Source organism: Micromonospora sp. WMMD1155, assembly GCF_029581275.1.
Taxonomy (GTDB): Bacteria; Actinomycetota; Actinomycetes; order Mycobacteriales; family Micromonosporaceae; genus Micromonospora.
This window is the reverse complement of the sequence record NZ_CP120742.1, coordinates 2,546,491-2,562,570: the sequence shown is the minus strand read 5'-3', so window position 1 is coordinate 2,562,570 and position 16,080 is coordinate 2,546,491. Positions and strand designations below refer to the sequence as shown.

The window sequence follows — 16,080 nt, the reverse complement described above, 5'->3', positions numbered from 1 at the left end:
CCGGCTCCGACGCGGCTACTGTCCGGCGTGGAGGTGGTCCGTGTTCACCGAGGCGTTTCCGATCGTGACGACACCTGACCTGCCACGACTGATCGGGTTCTACCGCGACGTGGTCGGCTTCGAGCTGACCTACCGGTTCCCCGAGGACGGCGAACCGGAGTTCGTCGCGCTGCGCCTGGGCAACAGCGAGTTGGGCCTGGCCGCCGACCCGGACGCCGGCGATCCGGCGCACTCGCACCGGTGGGAGCTGTGCGTCTACGCCGACGACTGCGACGCCGCCGTGACCGCCCTGCGATCGGGTGGTGCGACGGTCACCGAGGAGCCTGTCGACCAGCCGTGGGGCGAACGGTCCGCCCGAGTCATGGACCCCGACGGCAATCGCATGCTGGTGCTGTCCCGCCTGCCCTAGGATGGTGGACAGTTTCCGTCACGACGTGACGGAAACTTCCACGATCTTTGGCGATCAACCCGCGTCGCCGATCATCGTCGCCAGAAGAGGAGATGGGTGACTCCGCTGGCGCTGGGCACCGACTCCCGGTGGAAGCGGTCGAGGAGATCGTCGGGGCTGTCCCACAACCGCTCGCCCCGCTCGAGGTCGACGGGCGCGACGGCGATGTGCATCGTGTCGACCAGGTCCGCGTCGAGGAAATCGCGGATGGTGGCCACCCCACCACCGAGGCGTACGTCCCGGCCGTCGGCTGCCTGCTTCGCCCGGGCCAGTGCCTCGGCCGGGCTGGCGTCGAGGAAGTGGAACGTGGTGTCGGCCAGGGTGAACGACGGACGTACGTGGTGGGTGAGCACGAAGACCGGCGTGTGGAACGGCGGGTCGTCCCCCCACCAGCCCTGCCAGTCGTGGTTCTCCCAGGGGCCACGCTGTGGGCCGAACTTGTTGCGACCCATGATCTCCGCACCGATGTTGCACTCGGCGTCCCGGGTCAGGTAGTCGTCCAGGCCCCGGGTGCCACCGGGCTCGGTGCGGTACACGAAGCTGGCGGTGGCGGACCGCCAGGAGAACAGCGGAGTCGGGTCGGCGTGGCCGAAGGGCCGTTCCAGGCTCTGCCCCTCTCCGGTGCCGAACCCGTCCCGCGAAACGTTGAAGCACTGCACCCGCAGCAGTTGCGGCATCTTCGTCTCCTCCTGGATCAACCGTGTCACCTGGTCACCGTCGGACCGCCGCCGCTGCCCCGATCGTCGAGCATCAGCGGGGCTCGACCGTTCACGGCGTACCGGATGTGGGTGACCTCCGGTGTCTGGATGACGCGGGTCGGCGTCAGCTCGATCGCCTCCTTCTCGGCGAGGTCGAGGTCCGCGTCGAACAGTCGCAGGCCGCTGCCGAGCACTACCGGCACGATGTGCAGCTCCAACTCGTCGAGCAGACCCGCCTTGAGGACCTGCCGCACCAGGCTGCCGCCTCCGGCCACCGCGACGTTCTTGCCACCGGCCACGGCACGCGCCTGCTCGACGGCGCCGGCCACCCCGTCGGTCACGAAGGTGAAGCTGGTGCCTCCCTGCCGCAGCAGGCGCTCGCGGGGGCGGTGGGTGACGACGAAGACCGGTGCGCGAAACGGTGGCTCGTCACCCCAGGGCACCTCACCGCCGTCGGCCATCCGGCGTCCCATCACGTACGCGCCGGCGGCCTCGAACGTCTCGGCGATCACGTCGGAGTTGGTGTCCTGCTCGCCACCGGTGAAGCCCTGTCGTTCACGCCACGCCGACACCTCGGTCACCCAGCGGGTGACCCGGAAGAACCCGGCGCTCTCCGCCGAGTCCATCCAGTCGCCGTCGCCGTCGAACCGTGGGCCGGCGTAGAACCCGTCCACCGACACCGACAGCTGTGCGGTCACCTTCGTCATCGCGCTTGGTCCTCTCCTCGGATGGACACCTGTGCAGGTGCCGCTCGCCGAAGGGTCGGAGCCGGACGCGACAGCCCTACCGGAGGGGAGTGTGATCCACGTCACTTTCGGGCCCCCGGTGGTGCCCCGGTCTAGGCTGGCGATCATGCGGATTGGCATCGTGATCCTCCCGGACCAGCGGTGGTCGGAGGCGCAGCGTCGGTGGCGGCAGGTCGAGGAGTGGGGGTTCGACCACGCCTGGACGTACGACCACCTGGGTTGGCGGGACCTGGTCGACGGTCCGTGGTTCGACTCGATGGCCACGTTGACCGCCGCCGCGACGGTCACCTCCCGGATCCGGCTGGGCACCCTGGTGGCGTCGCCGAACTTCCGGCACCCCGCCGCGTTCGCCCGGCAGATCACCACTGTGGACGACGTCTCCGACGGTCGGTTGCTGCTCGGCCTCGGTGCGGGTGGCATCGGCTTCGACTCGGCTGTGCTCGGCGGCGAGACTCTGCCACCGCGTCGGCGCGTCGACCGGTTCGCCGAGTTCGCCGAACTGCTGGATCTGATCCTGCGCGAGGACGGCACGACCTGGCGTGGTGACTGGTTCGCCGCGGTGGACGCCCGCAACAATCCCGGCTGTGTGCAGCAGCCCCGGGTGCCGTTCGTGGTGGCCGCCAACGGGCCGCGGTCGATGCGGCTGGTGACCCGGTTCGGCCAGGGTTGGGTGACCACCGGCACCGGTGACGACGACGACCTGGAGAGCTGGTGGGGCAGCGTGTCGGCGTTGTCGGCGCGGATGGACCGCTCGCTGGACGAGGCCGGCCGGGATCCGGCGACCCTGGACCGTTACCTCTCGATGGACTCCGCGCCGGTGTTCTCGCTCAGCAGCGCGCAGTTCTTCGCCGACCAGGTCGGGCGGGCCGCCGACCTGGGCTTCACTGACGTGGTGACGCACTGGCCGAGGGCCAGCAGCTGGTACGCGGGCGACGAGACCGTGCTGGCGGACGTGGCGACCCGACTGCTCCCGGAGCTGCGCGGCTGAGCCGGTCGTCAGGTGCCGAGGTCGCCGCCGGCCACGCCGCCCTCGCCGCCGGAGACCAGCCGCAGGCGTAGGCAGACGATCGGGCTGTCGGCGTCCACAGGTGTGCCGAGCCGCGCCCAGTAGGCGGAGTGCCCGGCCCGCCACTCCTCGATCGACCGGTCCCCCTCGCCCTCGGCCTGGGCGAACTCCCATGGCACGTCGGCGAAGCGGACCACCTCGACTCCGGTGATCTCCACGACGCCGACCAGCGCGTCGTCGTCGATCAGGGCCAGCCGTTCGCCGACGTGCTCCAACTCCTCGCCCTCCTCCGCGTACTCGGCGAGCCGACCGGCCGTCGCGGTCTTCACACCGGCCAGCACGAGGGTGTTGAGGGTCGTCCGCAGCTCGCCGGGGGTGCCGAGGGCGAGGGTGCGCAGTTCACCGATCCGAGGCCACATCCTGCCGAGGCTAGGCCAGTGCGCCCCGCACCGCCGCCGCATTCTGCCCGGCCCGGTCAGATCAGCTGCCCCGCGTAGCCGGGGGTGGCGAGGAGGCGGTCGTCGCCACTGGCCGCGTGCGCGTCGAGCACCGCGTCGGCCAACTTCACCACGTGTGCGTCGCCGTGCCGAGCCGCCCGGGCGAAGACCTCCGCCGGGGTCGCGGCGGTCACGAGAGGCGGCGCGATGCCGTCGGCTGGGGCGTACACCGAGGTCATGGCCGCCGTCGCGGCCCAGGCCGCGGCGAGGCTCGGCGCCCACAGCGCCCGGTCCAGAGCCGGCAGGGTACGCAGCACGGCGGTCGGCGCGGTGACCGCGTGCACCAGCATCACCGGCTCGGCGTGCCCGAAGCGCAGGTAGTTCAGACCGGCGCGGTGCACCAACGCGGTGAGCCCCTTTTCCGCCTCGGCCGGGCTCCGCGCGGGGCGCAGCGCCGCGAGCGCCGGTTCCCATCGGGGTACGCCAGGCAGCCGTCCCAACCGATCACGGACGCCCCCGCTCTGGTCGTCGATCCGGGGTAGACCGGCCAGTGCCGCGTCCACATCCATCTGCTCCGGGCCTGCGGATTGGTCGACGGAGCGGTCGGCGGGCATCCGGCCGGCGCCCGGGACCGGCTGCCAACGCGCGGCCCAGTAGCCGAGGGCCTGGCCCAGCTCGGTGAGCCGCGGCGGGGTCTGGTCGTCCGTTTCGAGCGCGCGTACGGCGTGCCCGACCCGGATCACCCCGTGGGTGGCACCTGCGGCGATACCCGGCAGCAGTCGGGGCCACCAGGTCCCGAGCACGTCGCGCCACGGGTGTTCGCGCAGTTGCCGGTCGAAGTACGCCAGCCAGTCACCGGCCCGCTTCGCGTCACCCAGCGCGCTCCGCCAGTCGGTGATCGGGTGCAGCCCTCGGGGCAACTCGTCGAGTCGGCCGAGGTAGTCGTCGAGCCAGCGGTGTACCCGCTGCTGGTGCCCGTCTCGGGCCAGCGCCTCGACGGCCATCGGCCCGTGGTTCGAGAGCCACCCCTCGAATTCGGGGCCGGTCCGGTGCAGTCGTTCGTATGCCTCGTCGAGAGTTCCGTCGCTCATGAGTCGATCGTCGGAGCTGAACCGTGCTTGAGGTCAACACGGCAGATCCGCGGCGTCGATCAGGCCGGTGATCCGTAACTCGGCCGCGATCGCGGGCGGGCAGTCGACGGCCACCACGGCGGCGCCCAGCACCTCGGCGCCCCGTGCGGCGCAGATGTCGTGGAGGGCGCGGAGTTGCGCGCCGGTACGCACCCAGTCGTCCACCATCAGCACCCGGTCGCCGGGGCCGAGGTGGCGGTCCCGTACGGCCAGGTCGACCTGCCGGCCCCGATAGTCCGGTGGGCTCTGCGCCCAGGTGAGCGGCCCGGCCGGCAGTCGCCCGTCGCCGGGTTTGTGGGCGGCCACGAAGCCGACCCCGAGCGCGGTGGCGGCCAGGGGCCCGAGCAGCAGGCCGGTGACCGCCGGGGCGAGCACCACCGTCGGCCGGGTGGCCCGGTACGGCGCGACCAGGGCCGGCCCCAGTTCGGCCAGGACCGCCGGGTCCCGCCACCAACCGGAGATGTCGCTGACCAGGTGACTCGTGCCCGGCCCGGGGTCGATCCACCGGAACAGGGCGGCCAGGCGTTCGGTCAGTTCAGCGGGCATCCGCCCATCCTGCGGCACGGTCGGTGGACGCGCTGCGGCACCCGGGCCGCCCGGCCCACCCCGGGTCGGATGATCGGCTAAACGTACTGGTGCAAATGCGGGCATAGCACCATGATCACGTTGACTTCGGAAGTACTTCTCTCGTTACGGTCCGACCCGGTTTGTTCAGTCGACGAAAGGACCGGGCCGGTGGCAGGCAGGCACTCCCGTACCCGCATCTTCTCCTCTCCGGCGGGCATCGTGGCCACCGCGGCGGTCGGCGTCGCCCTCGCCGTCGGGGGCACGTTCGGTGCCGTGCAGCTGACCTCCGGCTCCGCCCAGTCGGGGCAGACGACCCTCGACCTCACCCCGACCACGGCCGCCGGCAGCCTCGCCCCCGGCTCGCCGGCCGCCTCGCCGAGTGCCAGCGCGTCCCCGAGTGCGTCTGCCAGCCCGTCGGCGACCCGATCCCAGCAGGCCGCCTCCCGGAGCAAGGCCCGCACCGCGTCGCCGAAGCCGAGCCCGACCGCCAAGAAGACCACGGCGGCGGCGAAGGTCCTGGACAGTGGCTCGTGTGGTGCCTCGTTCTACTCGGACGGGCAGCTCACCGCCAACGGTGAGTCGTTCAACCCGAACGCACTGACCGCCGCGCACAAGACGCTGCCGTTCAACACCAAGGTCCGGGTGACCAACCCGGCCAACGGCAAGTCGGTGGTGGTGCGGATCAACGACCGGGGCCCCTTCATCGACGGCCGCTGCCTGGACCTCTCCCGGGCCGCGTTCGCCACCACCGCCTCCGTCGACGTCGGCGCGCTCACCGTCCGCTACGAGGTCCTCGGCTGAGCGGGACGGGTGACGTCGGTTCGGGCGCCGGATTGGCCCGCCCGGTCAGAACCTCCTCAGACGACGGGTCAGGTTCATTCACCGTTTCACGAGGATCAGGCAAACTGTCAGTCGTATCCACGCGATTCCTCCAGCCGGGCCGTCGCCCGCTGAGCCCCGGATCCCGCGCCGGCCTCGGCGCGGCCCTCGTTCTGCTCGCGATCGTGTCGGCGGTGGAGGCGGCGGACGGCCGGGTGGCGCACTACGTCGCGCTGCTGGCGGCCGTGCCCTTCCTAGCCGCCGCACTGGCCTCCTGGCCGGTGGTGCTGGGGGTGGGCGTCGCGGCGACGGTGGTCGGGGCCGCCTTCGCCGTGGTCGAGCCGAAGATGTCGCTGGAGACCTCGGTCAGCGTGGTCGGGGTCGCGCTCGCCACCGGGTTGGCGGTGGCGGTGACCTCGGTCCGACAGCGGCAGGCGGAGCAGATCGTCGAGTTGACCAGGCTCGCCTCGGTCGCTCAGCAGGCGGTGCTACGCCCGCTCGGGCCGCAGGTCGGCACCCTCGCGGTCGCCGGTCGCTACATCTCCTCCACCGCGACCGCCGAGATCGGCGGTGACCTGTACGAGGCGATCGACACGCCCTACGGCGTCCGCATGATCATCGGTGACGTGCGGGGCAAGGGGCTGGACGCGGTCCGGCTGGCCAGCATCGTTCTCGGCTCGTACCGGCACGTGGCGTACGAGCGGGCCGACCTGCGCGCCGTCGTCGCCGACCTGGACCGCGCGGTCGCCCGCAACGTCGGTGACGAGGACTTCGTGACGGCGGCGCTGGTCGAGGAACGCGGCGGCACGCTCACCATCGTCAACTGTGGACACCCGCCGCCCCTGCTGCTGCGGCGTGGCGCGGTGATCCCGCTGGAACCGCCGGCCCCGGCTCCTCCGCTGGGGTTCATGCCGGTGGTCCGTCCCCGGGTCGAACGACTGGAGCCCGGTGACCGGCTGCTGCTGTTCACCGACGGGCTCGGCGAGGCGCGGCGGGACGGCGAGTTCTTCCCCACCGCCGACCGGGCCTGGCGGCTGCTCGGCCACGGCACGGTCGCCAACGGGCTGGCCTCACTGGAGACCGCTCTGATCGAGTGGGTCCACGGCCGTCTGGACGACGACATCGCGCTGGTGCTGATGGAGTACGTCGGTGCCCGTACCGGCGCGGCCGCGGCCGTCCCGAGCTGGGAGGTCGGTGCCACCGAGGGCTGATTCCGCCCACCCGGCACCGCAGATGTGTAATCGCCGTCACTCGGGTGATCCGCTTGTCGCTGGCTACCCGCGAGTAATACAGTTGGGGTTACTGATCGGTAACACTGTCCGGAAGCGGGGCCAGCGAGCATGACCCACTACAAGAGCAACCTGCGGGACCTTGAGTTCAACCTGTTCGAGGTCTTCGGTGCGGACCGGGCTTTCGGCCAGGAGCCGTACTCGGAGCTCGACGCCGACACCGCCCGCAGCTTCCTCGCCGAGCTCGACCGCCTCGCTCGCGAGGACCTTGCCGCCAGCTACACCGACAGTGACCGCAACCCGCCGGTGTTCGACCCGGCCACGCACACCGCGCCGTTGCCGGCGTCGTTCAAGAAGTCGTACCAGGCATTCATGGACTCCGAGTTCTGGCGCCTCGACCTCCCGCCGGAGCTGGGTGGCACCAACGCGCCACGGGCCCTCTGGTGGGCGCTCGCCGAGCTGGTGCTCGGCTCGAACGCCCCCATCTGGATGTACGCCTCCGGCCCGTCGTTCGCGCACGTGCTGCACGTCGAGGGCACCGCCCGGCAGAAGCAGTGGGCCAAGCTCTTCATCGACAAGCAGTGGGGCTCCACGATGGTGCTCACCGAGCCGGACGCCGGTTCGGACGTGGGCGCCGGCCGCGCCCGCGCGACGCAGCAGCCCGACGGGTCCTGGCACATCGAGGGCGTGAAGCGCTTCATCACCTCGGGCGAGCACGACCTGAGCGACAACATCGTGCACTACGTGCTGGCCCGCCCGGTCGGCGTGGAGGGCGTCGGTGGCCCCGGCACCAAGGGCCTGTCGCTCTTCGTGGTGCCGAAGTTCCACTTCGACGAGACCACCGGCGAGCTGGGTGAGCGCAACGGCGTCTACACCACCAACGTCGAGCACAAAATGGGCCTGAAGGTCTCCAACACCTGCGAGCTGACCTTCGGCGAGCACGGCGTACCGGCCAAGGGTTGGCTGCTCGGTGACAAGCACGACGGCATCCGGCAGATGTTCATGATCATCGAGTACGCGCGGATGCTCGTCGGCACCAAGGCCATCGCCACCCTCTCCACCGGCTACCTCAACGCCCTGGAGTACGCGAAGAGCCGGGTGCAGGGCGCCGACCTGATCCAGCAGGCGGACAAGGCCGCGCCTCGGGTCACCATCACCCACCACCCGGACGTGCGTCGCTCGCTGCTGCTGCAGAAGTCGTACGCCGAGGGTCTTCGTGCTCTGGTCCTCTACACCGCCTCCTGGCAGGACAAGGTCGCGATCGCCGAGGCGGCCGGCGACGAGAAGGCCACCAAGCTGGCCAAGCGGGTCAACGACCTGCTGCTGCCGCTGGTGAAGGGCGTCGGGTCGGAGCGGGCCTACGAGCTGCTCGGGCACGAGTCGTTGCAGACCTTCGGCGGTTCCGGGTTCCTCCAGGACTACCCGTTGGAGCAGTACGTCCGCGACGCCAAGATCGACACTCTGTACGAGGGCACCACCGCCATCCAGAGCCTGGACCTGATCTTCCGCAAGATCGTCCGGGACAACGGCAAGGCGCTGATGGCGGTAGCCGGCGAGATCCAGGAGTTCATCTCCTCCGAGGCGGGCAACGGCCAGCTCAAGGAGGAGCGGCAGGCGCTCGGTAAGGCGCTGACCGAGGTTCAGAACATCCTCGGCGTGATGACCGGCTGGCTGGGCGAGGCGCAGGGTGGCGACACCCGGGCGCTCTACAAGGTCGGCCTCAGCAGCCGCCGCTTCCTGCTGGCGATCGGTGACCTGGTCGTCGGCTGGCTGCTCCAGCGGCAGGCCGACGTGGCGCTGAAGGCCCTGGCCGGCGAGGTCTCCAACAGCGACAAGGCGTTCTACACCGGCAAGGTGGCCGCTGCCCGTTTCTTCGCCCGCGAGGTGCTGCCCCGCATCGGCGCCGACCGGCGGATCATCGAGGGTGCCGACCTCGACATCATGGACCTCCCGGAGGAGGCCTTCTGACCGTGCCACGGCACGGCTGACGGTCCCGGGTCCGCACCACCCGGGGTCGGCACCGACGGCCGGCGAGGGCTACCTGCCTCGCCGGCCGCCGCCGTTTCCGGTGGTAGCGCCTGCCGAGCCGCCACGGCACGTATGTGGCCCGCCCGGCCGGGTATGCCGGCTGTGTGGCGGGTAACCGTCGCGTGACCTCGAAAGGGAACGCCCAGAGCCACCGCACGGGGGAGTGCAGCGCACATGGGTGTAGGAAGCGGCATCTTTCTCATCGCGATCGGCGCGATCCTGACCTTCGCGCTGAGAGCCAACGTCTGGTGGATCGATGTGCGGGCGGTCGGCTGGGTTTTCATCCTGGCCGGGCTGGCCGTACTGCTGACCACGCTCTGGTTCTGGCAGGACCGGCGTAAGCGGGCCCGGACCCTCATCGTGGAGGAGAACCGGCTCTCTCATCCCACCGCGATGATGCCGCCGCCGCCGGATCCGCCTCCACCGACCGCCCCGCCGTCCTGAGCACGACCTGGGCGCGTACCCCTGAGCCACCCGCCGATGACCGGCGGGTGGCTCAGTCGCGTGCGGTGTGGCCCGCCGTGACCGGCGCTCCCGCCCGGCTCAGCTCCGCCCAGCCGAAGCGGCCACGATGCACCGCCAGTTCGGCGGTACGCAGACCCTCCTCGGCCGCCCCGTCCGGATCGAGGAGCGCGGAGAGCAGAGAAATGCCCGGGTTATGGGCGATCAGGAGCGCGGTCCGGGCGGCCGGATCGACAGTGCGGACCAGCGCCAACAACTCCTCCGGGTGCGCGTCGTACGCGCCCGGCTCGTAACGGACGGTCGGTCGAGGACCGGTCGGACCACCCTCCGGCGGTGAACCGGTCATCCCCATCGCCACCCCGTGCCAGGTCTGCCGGGTGCGCCTGGCCGTCGAGCAGATCACCACGTCCGGCAGCAGGCCGTTCCGCGCCAGCCAGGCACCAGCCGCCGCCGCATCGGACTCCCCGCGTGCGCTGAGCGGGCGTTCGGCGTCGTCCGCCGCATCGCTACCCTGCTCGGCCTTCGCATGCCGAAGCAGGACCAGTGTCCGTGTGTCGGGGTCGGCGTCCGTCATGCCCCCAGCTTGCCCGATTGGCGATCTCCGTGCCTGGGTAAGTCAATGCCTGCCGCACCCCTACCGACGGCCGCGGCGCGTCGTACGCCAGGTTAGAGCCGAGGAGCGAGACATGGGCATTGGTGGCAGCATCTTCTTGATCGCGCTCGGCGCGATCTTCGCATTCGCCGTGGAAGCCGACCTGGGCTGGCTGGACCTGTCCGTGGTCGGCTGGGTGTTGATGCTGGCCGGCGTCGCCGGTCTGCTCGCCACCCTCTATTTCTGGAACAGCCGCCGCCGCACGGTGGTCGCCGCCCCGGTCCGCGAGGAGCGCGTCGTGGCCGACCGCGTCGTGCCGGTCCAGGATGACCAGGTCATGCGGGAGTACCGCGAGGTTCGTCGGCCGGGCCACCCCGTCTGATCCTCGCCCGCGCACTCCGGGGTCCCGCAGCGCCGCGGGGCCCCGGCTCGCGTTCCGACCCAGCCGCGTTGCGCGCGCCCGGCTCGCGGGTGCGCCCCGCCCCGCCCCCGCGCCCTGCCCCACCCCCGCGCCCTCTCAAGATCCGCACACTTTCGGGGAAACTGCTGCCTGCGGGTGTGTTGAGGCAGCAGTTTCCCCGAAGTTGCGCGGATCTTGAGGGGTGTTGCCCGAGGCTGGGCGCGCTCGCTCGTCCCTCGACTGTGCCGGACGTTCCGGTCAGGCGAACAGCGCGAAGTAGATCGCGATGTGGTGGCAGATCGCCGCCAGCAGGGTGCAGGCGTGGAAAAACTCGTGGTGACCGAAGACCGTCGGCCACGGGTTGGGCCGCCGCAACGCGTAGAAGACCGCGCCGACGCTGTAGATCGCGCCGCCGACGATCAACAGCACCAGCGCCGCGACGCCACCGCCGTGCAGGATCTCCGGCAGCATGGCCACCGACACCCATCCGAGCGCCAGGTAGAGCGGCGCGGACACCCAGCGCGGCGCGTGCGGCCAGACCACCTTGAGGGCCACGCCGGCCAGTGCCCCGCCCCAGACCAGGGCCAGCATCACGGTGGCCGGTCGGGGCGCGAGCAGCATCACGCAGAACGGTGTGTACGTGCCGGCGATGAACACGAAGATCATCGAGTGGTCTATCCGGCGCATCACCTGATAGCCGCGCTCCGACCACACTCGACGGTGGTACAGGGCGCTCGTGCCGAAGAGTCCGCAGACCGTCAGGCTGTAGATGACGCAACTGACCAGGGGCGCCCACCCCGGTCGGCTGGCGGCGATCGAACAGAGCACGATGCCGCACACCACCGCGACGAAGAAGGCGTACGTGTGCAGCCAGCCGCGCATCCGGGGCTTACCGATGTCGACCGGCTTCAGGCGAAGCGGGGCGGAGGTGGTCACGACATCAGGTTACGGCACCGTAGGTTACTTTCAAGTAGTCGCGTCGGTGACGCCCGGCACCGTCATCGTGAACACCACGACCCCGGTCCATCGGCGAAGATGAGCCGATGCGGATCCGGACCGTCGGGGCGCACGCCCTCCTGCTCGACTGCACCACCGACGACGATGCGCCCCACGACGACGACACGCCCCACGACGACGTGCCCGAGGCCGACCTGGTCGACGCGTGGCGGGCCGAGTTGTGGCGGCGTCGGGAGCAGGGCGACCTGATCGCCGTCGAGATCGTGCCGGCGGCCAGCACCGTCCTGCTCGACGGTTTGCCCGACCCGAGCGCCACGGCCGAGCAACTGGCCCGTTGGGCGGGCGACGTCGCCGCCGCGACGAACCGTCCCGCCAGCGCCGCGGCGGCCGCCAGGACCGGCGAGCGCGACGCCCTCGCCGGAGCCGCCGAGCGCGACTCCACCACCAGAGCCGCCGACCGCGACGCCGTCGCTGGAGCCGCCGACCGCGACGCCGTCGCCGGAACCGTCGACCGCGACTCCACCACCGGAGCCGCCGACCGCGACGTTGCGGAGGTCGTCGTTCCGGTCTGCTTCGACGGACCGGACCTGCCGACGGTGGCCGAGCACTGGAACGTGGACGTGCCCGCCGTGCTGCGCCGGTTGACCGGCACCCGGTTCCGGGTCGCGTTCTGCGGATTCGCCCCCGGCTTCCCCTACCTGACCGGGCTGCCCGCCGAGTTGGCGCTGCCCCGGCTGGCCACACCCCGCCCTCGGGTGCCGGCCGGATCGGTCGCCCTCGCCGGCCCGTACGCGGGCATCTACCCGGGTGCGTCCCCCGGCGGTTGGCAGTTGGTCGGCCGCACCGAACTGGTCCTCTTCGACGTCCACGCCGATCCACCGGCTCGGCTCGGCCCGGGCACGCTGGTGCGGCTGGTGGCGACGTGACCCACCCGGCTGCCATCGAGGTGCTCCGCGCCGGGGCGCTCACTACAGTGCAGGACCTGGGTCGGCCGGGGTGGGCGCACCTGGGCGTACCCCGTTCCGGCGCCCTCGACCCGGCAGCTCTGCGGTTGGCCAACCGGCTGGTCGGCAACCCCGAGCACGCCGCCGGGCTGGAGATCACCCTGACCGGCTGTACCCTGCGGCTGACCCGGGCCACCACGGTGGCGCTCACCGGCGCGGAGGTCACGGTCCAGGCGGGCGATCGGCCCGCCGACGCCGGACGTCCGCTCACCGTGCCGGCCGGTACGGTGCTGCGGGTCGGCCCCGCCCGACGGGGCGTACGGAGTTGGCTGGCGGTGGCGGGTGGCATCGACGTGTCGCCGGTGCTCGGCAGTCGAGCCACCGACACCCTCTCCGGGCTCGGCCCACCGCCGCTGCGCGACGGTGACCGGCTGCGGCTCGGTGACCCGCTCGGCGCACCCGCGCCGGTGGACCTGACCGTGTGCCCCACGCCCCCCTCCGAGCTGCGGTTGACACTGCGACTCGGTCCTCGCGACGACTGGTTCACACCGACCGCGATCGACCGGCTGTTCGGCAGCGCGTACACCCTCAGCCCGGTGAGCAACCGGGTCGGCGCGCGACTCGCCGGCGCGCCGCTGCCCCGCGCGGTCGCCGGCGAACTGCCCAGCGAGGGCATCGTGCTCGGCGCGGTACAGGTGCCGGCGGACGGACAACCGCTGATCTTCCTGGCGGACCATCCGACCACCGGCGGATACCCGGTCATCGGGGTGGTCACCGACGTGACCCCGCTCGCGCAGGCCCGGCCAGGGACTACCGTCAGATTCCATGGACCTCAACGCTGACCTCGGCGAGGGATTCGGCATCTGGCGACTCGGCGACGACGAGGCGTTGCTGAGCCTGGTCACCTCCGCCAACGTCGCCTGCGGCTTTCACGGCGGCGACCCGTCCACCATGCGACGGGTCTGTGAGGACGCCGCGCGGCGGGGGGTCGCGGTGGGCGCGCAGGTCGGCTACCGGGACCTGGCCGGCTTCGGTCGGCGCAGCATCGCGTACGCCTTCGGCGAGCTACGCGACGAGGTGACGTACCAGCTCGGGGCGCTGAACGCGTTCTGCCGGTTGTTCGGCACCCGGGTCCGCTACCTGAAGCCGCACGGGGCGCTCTACCACGCGACCAGCATCGACGAGTCTCAGGCGGCGGCCGTGGTCGCCGCGGTCACCGGGTACGACCCCGAGTTGCCCGTCCTCTGCCTGCCCGGCTCGACGCTGGCCCAGTTGGCCGTCGGCGCGGGTCTGCCGGTCGTCGCCGAGGCCTTCGCCGACCGCGCGTACCTGCCCAACGGGGCGTTGGTGCCGCGCGGCACCCCCGGTGCCGTGATCAGCGACCCGGAGCAGGTGGCCGAACGGGCGGTGCGGATGGCCGTCGAACGGGTCGTGGTGGCGGTGGACGGCACCGTCATCCCCTGCTCGGTCGACTCGATCTGCGTACACGGCGACACCCCGGGCGCGGTCTCCGCCGCCGAACTGGTCCGCGCCACCCTGATCGACGCCGGCGTGACCCTGGCACCGTTCGCGTGAGAGGAGGGGCGCGCACGGGGCCCCTCCGCACGCGTCAGGCGTCCAGGCCGCGAAGCACCAGCGGCAGCCGGTTCACCGCGCCGTCGACCACCCGGACCGGTACGCCCCAGTCCTGCCGGGTCAGGTGGCACGCCGCGTGTTCGACGTCCGCGTCACAGGTGGCCGCCTGGGCGGTCACCTGCAACACACCGGCGGTGACCTCGCCGTTCAGCACCAGTCGACGGGACAGTTCGGTGCCCGTTCCGGCACCCTCGACCAGCAGCTCCGGTGGAGAGGCGGACACCACCAGCCGGGTCGACGGCCCGTACGTCTCGTCCAGCTTCTGCCCCGGCGCCGGGGTGAAGACGATGTCCAGGGTGACCTCACCGGCCGAGACGTCGGTCGGCTTGCGTTCGGTGCGGTGCCGGGGCCCGTCCACCGTGCTGGCGCCCGCCGCCGACAGTGCGCCCGGAGCGAGCCGGGTCAGTCGGTGCGCGGCGGACTCCACCACCAGCACCTCGCCGGCCGGGGTGAGCACCAGGTCGCTGGGCTCCGCCAACCCGTCGGCGACGGTGGAGACCTGGTTGCTGTCCGGGTCGAAGCGGCGCACCGCACCGTTGTACGTGTCCGCGATCAGCACCGAGCCGTCCGGCAACGCGCACACCCCCAGCGGGTGCTGGAGCAGCGCCGACTCCGCCGGGCCGTCCACGTGCCCGAAGTCGAACAGGCCCTGCCCCACGGCGGTGCCCAGCACGCCGTTCTCGACGTAGCGGACGGCACTGGTCTCACTGTCGGCGATCCAGAGCCGGGTGCCGTCGGCGGAGACGGAGAGCCCGGACGGCTGTGCCATCCACGCCTCGGCCAGCGGGCCGTCGCGCAGCGCTTCGACCGTGGTGCCCGCGTACATGCCGGCGGTCCGTTTGATCGGGTCGAACCACCAGAGCTGGTGGATACCGGCCATCGCGATGATCAGTTTGTCGTCGTACCAGGCCAGGTCCCACGGGGACGAGAGATCCACGGCGAGCGCGTCGTGGGCGTGGTCGTCCACCTCGGCACGCCACTGCCGGCCGCTCCCGGCCACGGTCAGCACCTCGCCGGACTCCAGCCGTACGCCACGCAACAGGTGGTTGACCGTGTCGGCCACCACCAGGTCGTAGCCGGCCACCTCGGCGACGTGCGTGGGCAGCAGGCACACCCCCTGCGGCTCCGAGAACGTCGCCGCGGCAGCCGGCCCGTCGGCGCGGCCCCGGTCGCCCGAGCCGATCCGACGCACCGGCGTCTCGCCGTCCGGTGCCACCTCGACCAGCGAGTGCCGAGCCGAGTCCGAGACCAGCAGGTTGCCGTTCGGCAGTTGAGCCGCCTTGCCCGGGAAGCGCAGCGCGGTCTCCGGCGCCGGTGGCGGAACGTACGGCCCGTCGCCCCGGTGCAGGGTGCCCTTGGCCTCGTGGGTGGCGATCAGCTCGTCGATCAACCGGGCCAGCCCTTCGGCGTGCCCCTCGCCCGCCATGGTGGCGACGACGTACCCCTCGGGGTCGATCACCGACAGCGTCGGCCAGGCCCGGGCGGCGTACTGCTGCCACATGTCCATCTCGGGATCGTCGAGGACGGGGTGGTGCACCCCGTACCGCTCGACGGCGGCGGCGAGCGCGTCCGGGTCCTTCTCGTGTTCGAACTTCGGCGAGTGCACACCGATCACGACGAGCACGTCGCCGTACTTCTCCTCCAGCGGGCGCAGCTCGTCGAGGACGTGCAGGCAGTTGATACAGCAGAACGTCCAGAAATCCGCGATCACGATCTTGCCGCGAAGGTCCTGCAGGGTCAGATTCCGGCCGCCGGTGTTGAGCCACTGCCGGCCCCGCAGTTCGGGCGCCCGTACACGCGCTGTCGTTGCCATGCCCTCAGCCTGCCACGCGCCACCGGCCCGATCGCCGTGACCCGGACGACAGAGGGCCATGACGCGCACTGTCGGAGGGGGTCGACGACCTGCCAACTGGCCAGCCAAGATCCGCGCAAGTTCCCCGATGGTGCTGCCTCCGAGGCGCTGGAGACACCAACATCCCCGA

Annotated in this window: 18 protein-coding genes; 10 read left to right on the top strand and 8 right to left on the bottom strand. The window is 71.6% G+C overall.

The window, feature by feature from the left end:
* The first annotated feature begins 40 nt into the window (after positions 1 to 40).
* On the top strand, positions 41 to 409 hold the full coding sequence (locus O7617_RS11555; protein ID WP_282263407.1) for a VOC family protein: 369 nt from the start codon (positions 41 to 43) through the stop codon (positions 407 to 409).
* A gap of 71 nt (positions 410 to 480) precedes the next feature.
* Here O7617_RS11555 and O7617_RS11550 read toward each other — a convergent pair whose 3' ends face one another.
* Together O7617_RS11550 and O7617_RS11545 are read right to left on the bottom strand one after the other, a co-directional pair.
* Complete coding sequence (locus tag O7617_RS11550; protein WP_282263406.1) at positions 481 to 1,155, bottom strand: dihydrofolate reductase family protein; 675 nt, start codon at positions 1,153 to 1,155, stop codon at positions 481 to 483.
* The gene (locus O7617_RS11545) at positions 1,152 to 1,853 is read right to left on the bottom strand and encodes a dihydrofolate reductase family protein (RefSeq protein WP_282263402.1); all 702 of its coding nucleotides are present in this window, start codon (positions 1,851 to 1,853) and stop codon (positions 1,152 to 1,154) included. The genes O7617_RS11550 and O7617_RS11545 overlap by 4 nt, the downstream gene beginning before the upstream one ends.
* 145 nt (positions 1,854 to 1,998) lie before the next feature.
* Between O7617_RS11545 and O7617_RS11540 the strand changes: the two genes are divergently transcribed.
* Positions 1,999 to 2,880, top strand: coding sequence for an LLM class flavin-dependent oxidoreductase (locus O7617_RS11540; protein WP_282263401.1), 882 nt, complete (start codon positions 1,999 to 2,001; stop codon positions 2,878 to 2,880).
* An 8-nt stretch (positions 2,881 to 2,888) separates the two neighbouring features.
* Here O7617_RS11540 and O7617_RS11535 read toward each other — a convergent pair whose 3' ends face one another.
* The 3 genes from O7617_RS11535 to O7617_RS11525 are packed head-to-tail and all read right to left on the bottom strand — an operon-like array spanning position 2,889 to position 5,011.
* Positions 2,889 to 3,317, bottom strand: coding sequence for an ASCH domain-containing protein (locus O7617_RS11535; protein ID WP_282263400.1), 429 nt, complete (start codon positions 3,315 to 3,317; stop codon positions 2,889 to 2,891).
* A 56-nt stretch (positions 3,318 to 3,373) separates the two neighbouring features.
* Positions 3,374 to 4,426 carry a questin oxidase family protein gene (locus O7617_RS11530; protein ID WP_282263399.1) on the bottom strand — a complete coding sequence of 351 codons (1,053 nt, stop codon included), beginning with the start codon at positions 4,424 to 4,426 and terminating at the stop codon, positions 3,374 to 3,376.
* A 33-nt stretch (positions 4,427 to 4,459) separates the two neighbouring features.
* Complete coding sequence (locus O7617_RS11525) at positions 4,460 to 5,011, bottom strand: phosphoribosyltransferase family protein (RefSeq protein WP_282263398.1); 552 nt, start codon at positions 5,009 to 5,011, stop codon at positions 4,460 to 4,462.
* Between the two features lie 189 nt (positions 5,012 to 5,200).
* Here O7617_RS11525 and O7617_RS11520 point away from each other — a divergent pair, with 189 nt between their 5' ends.
* The 4 genes from O7617_RS11520 (at position 5,201) to O7617_RS11505 (ending at position 9,552) form a co-directional block, all read left to right on the top strand.
* Positions 5,201 to 5,833: a septal ring lytic transglycosylase RlpA family protein gene (locus tag O7617_RS11520; RefSeq protein ID WP_282263397.1), complete on the top strand. Its 633-nt coding sequence runs from the start codon at positions 5,201 to 5,203 to the stop codon at positions 5,831 to 5,833.
* A gap of 104 nt (positions 5,834 to 5,937) precedes the next feature.
* Positions 5,938 to 7,062: a PP2C family protein-serine/threonine phosphatase gene (locus O7617_RS11515; RefSeq protein WP_282264708.1), complete on the top strand. Its 1,125-nt coding sequence runs from the start codon at positions 5,938 to 5,940 to the stop codon at positions 7,060 to 7,062.
* A gap of 129 nt (positions 7,063 to 7,191) precedes the next feature.
* On the top strand, positions 7,192 to 9,048 hold the full coding sequence (locus O7617_RS11510) for an acyl-CoA dehydrogenase (protein ID WP_282263395.1): 1,857 nt from the start codon (positions 7,192 to 7,194) through the stop codon (positions 9,046 to 9,048).
* Between the two features lie 234 nt (positions 9,049 to 9,282).
* Positions 9,283 to 9,552 (top strand): DUF6458 family protein, encoded by a 270-nt coding sequence (locus O7617_RS11505; protein WP_030332052.1) that lies wholly within the window; start codon positions 9,283 to 9,285, stop codon positions 9,550 to 9,552.
* Positions 9,553 to 9,604: 52 nt separating this feature from the next.
* Here the strand turns inward: O7617_RS11505 and O7617_RS11500 are convergent, their stop codons facing one another.
* On the bottom strand, positions 9,605 to 10,144 hold the full coding sequence (locus tag O7617_RS11500; protein WP_282263394.1) for a histidine phosphatase family protein: 540 nt from the start codon (positions 10,142 to 10,144) through the stop codon (positions 9,605 to 9,607).
* Between the two features lie 112 nt (positions 10,145 to 10,256).
* Here O7617_RS11500 and O7617_RS11495 point away from each other — a divergent pair, with 112 nt between their 5' ends.
* Positions 10,257 to 10,544 (top strand): DUF6458 family protein, encoded by a 288-nt coding sequence (locus tag O7617_RS11495; protein ID WP_282263393.1) that lies wholly within the window; start codon positions 10,257 to 10,259, stop codon positions 10,542 to 10,544.
* 276 nt (positions 10,545 to 10,820) lie between these two features.
* Here O7617_RS11495 and O7617_RS11490 read toward each other — a convergent pair whose 3' ends face one another.
* On the bottom strand, positions 10,821 to 11,498 hold the full coding sequence (locus O7617_RS11490; RefSeq protein ID WP_282263392.1) for a hemolysin III family protein: 678 nt from the start codon (positions 11,496 to 11,498) through the stop codon (positions 10,821 to 10,823).
* A gap of 107 nt (positions 11,499 to 11,605) precedes the next feature.
* On the opposite strand from O7617_RS11490, the gene O7617_RS11485 reads away from it, so the two are divergent.
* Genes O7617_RS11485 through O7617_RS11475 form a run of 3 tightly spaced genes read left to right on the top strand, consistent with a single transcriptional unit; the run spans position 11,606 to position 14,038 of the window.
* On the top strand, positions 11,606 to 12,445 hold the full coding sequence (locus tag O7617_RS11485) for a carboxyltransferase domain-containing protein (protein WP_282263390.1): 840 nt from the start codon (positions 11,606 to 11,608) through the stop codon (positions 12,443 to 12,445).
* On the top strand, positions 12,442 to 13,305 hold the full coding sequence (locus tag O7617_RS11480; protein WP_282263389.1) for a biotin-dependent carboxyltransferase family protein: 864 nt from the start codon (positions 12,442 to 12,444) through the stop codon (positions 13,303 to 13,305). The genes O7617_RS11485 and O7617_RS11480 overlap by 4 nt, the downstream gene beginning before the upstream one ends.
* Entirely contained in the window at positions 13,289 to 14,038 is a 750-nt protein-coding gene (locus O7617_RS11475) for a 5-oxoprolinase subunit PxpA (RefSeq protein WP_282263388.1), read from the top strand. Before O7617_RS11480 ends, O7617_RS11475 begins: the two co-directional genes overlap by 17 nt.
* 34 nt (positions 14,039 to 14,072) lie before the next feature.
* Here O7617_RS11475 and O7617_RS11470 read toward each other — a convergent pair whose 3' ends face one another.
* Positions 14,073 to 15,911, bottom strand: coding sequence for an NHL domain-containing thioredoxin family protein (locus tag O7617_RS11470; RefSeq protein ID WP_282263387.1), 1,839 nt, complete (start codon positions 15,909 to 15,911; stop codon positions 14,073 to 14,075).
* Between the last annotated feature and the right edge of the window lie 169 nt (positions 15,912 to 16,080).

Bases quoted from the DNA above. Each gene is read 5' to 3' on its own strand.
- O7617_RS11545 (WP_282263402.1), bottom strand. From the start codon at position 1,853: ATGACGAAGGTGACCGCACAGCTGTCGGTGTCGGTGGACGGGTTCTAC.
- O7617_RS11540 (WP_282263401.1), top strand. From the start codon at position 1,999: ATGCGGATTGGCATCGTGATCCTCCCGGACCAGCGGTGGTCGGAGGCG.
- O7617_RS11535 (WP_282263400.1), bottom strand. From the start codon at position 3,317: ATGTGGCCTCGGATCGGTGAACTGCGCACCCTCGCCCTCGGCACCCCC.
- O7617_RS11530 (WP_282263399.1), bottom strand. From the start codon at position 4,426: ATGAGCGACGGAACTCTCGACGAGGCATACGAACGACTGCACCGGACC.
- O7617_RS11525 (WP_282263398.1), bottom strand. From the start codon at position 5,011: ATGCCCGCTGAACTGACCGAACGCCTGGCCGCCCTGTTCCGGTGGATC.
- O7617_RS11510 (WP_282263395.1), top strand. From the start codon at position 7,192: ATGACCCACTACAAGAGCAACCTGCGGGACCTTGAGTTCAACCTGTTC.
- O7617_RS11505 (WP_030332052.1), top strand. From the start codon at position 9,283: ATGGGTGTAGGAAGCGGCATCTTTCTCATCGCGATCGGCGCGATCCTG.
- O7617_RS11500 (WP_282263394.1), bottom strand. From the start codon at position 10,144: ATGACGGACGCCGACCCCGACACACGGACACTGGTCCTGCTTCGGCAT.
- O7617_RS11495 (WP_282263393.1), top strand. From the start codon at position 10,257: ATGGGCATTGGTGGCAGCATCTTCTTGATCGCGCTCGGCGCGATCTTC.
- O7617_RS11485 (WP_282263390.1), top strand. From the start codon at position 11,606: ATGCGGATCCGGACCGTCGGGGCGCACGCCCTCCTGCTCGACTGCACC.
- O7617_RS11475 (WP_282263388.1), top strand. From the start codon at position 13,289: ATGGACCTCAACGCTGACCTCGGCGAGGGATTCGGCATCTGGCGACTC.
- O7617_RS11470 (WP_282263387.1), bottom strand. From the start codon at position 15,911: ATGGCAACGACAGCGCGTGTACGGGCGCCCGAACTGCGGGGCCGGCAG.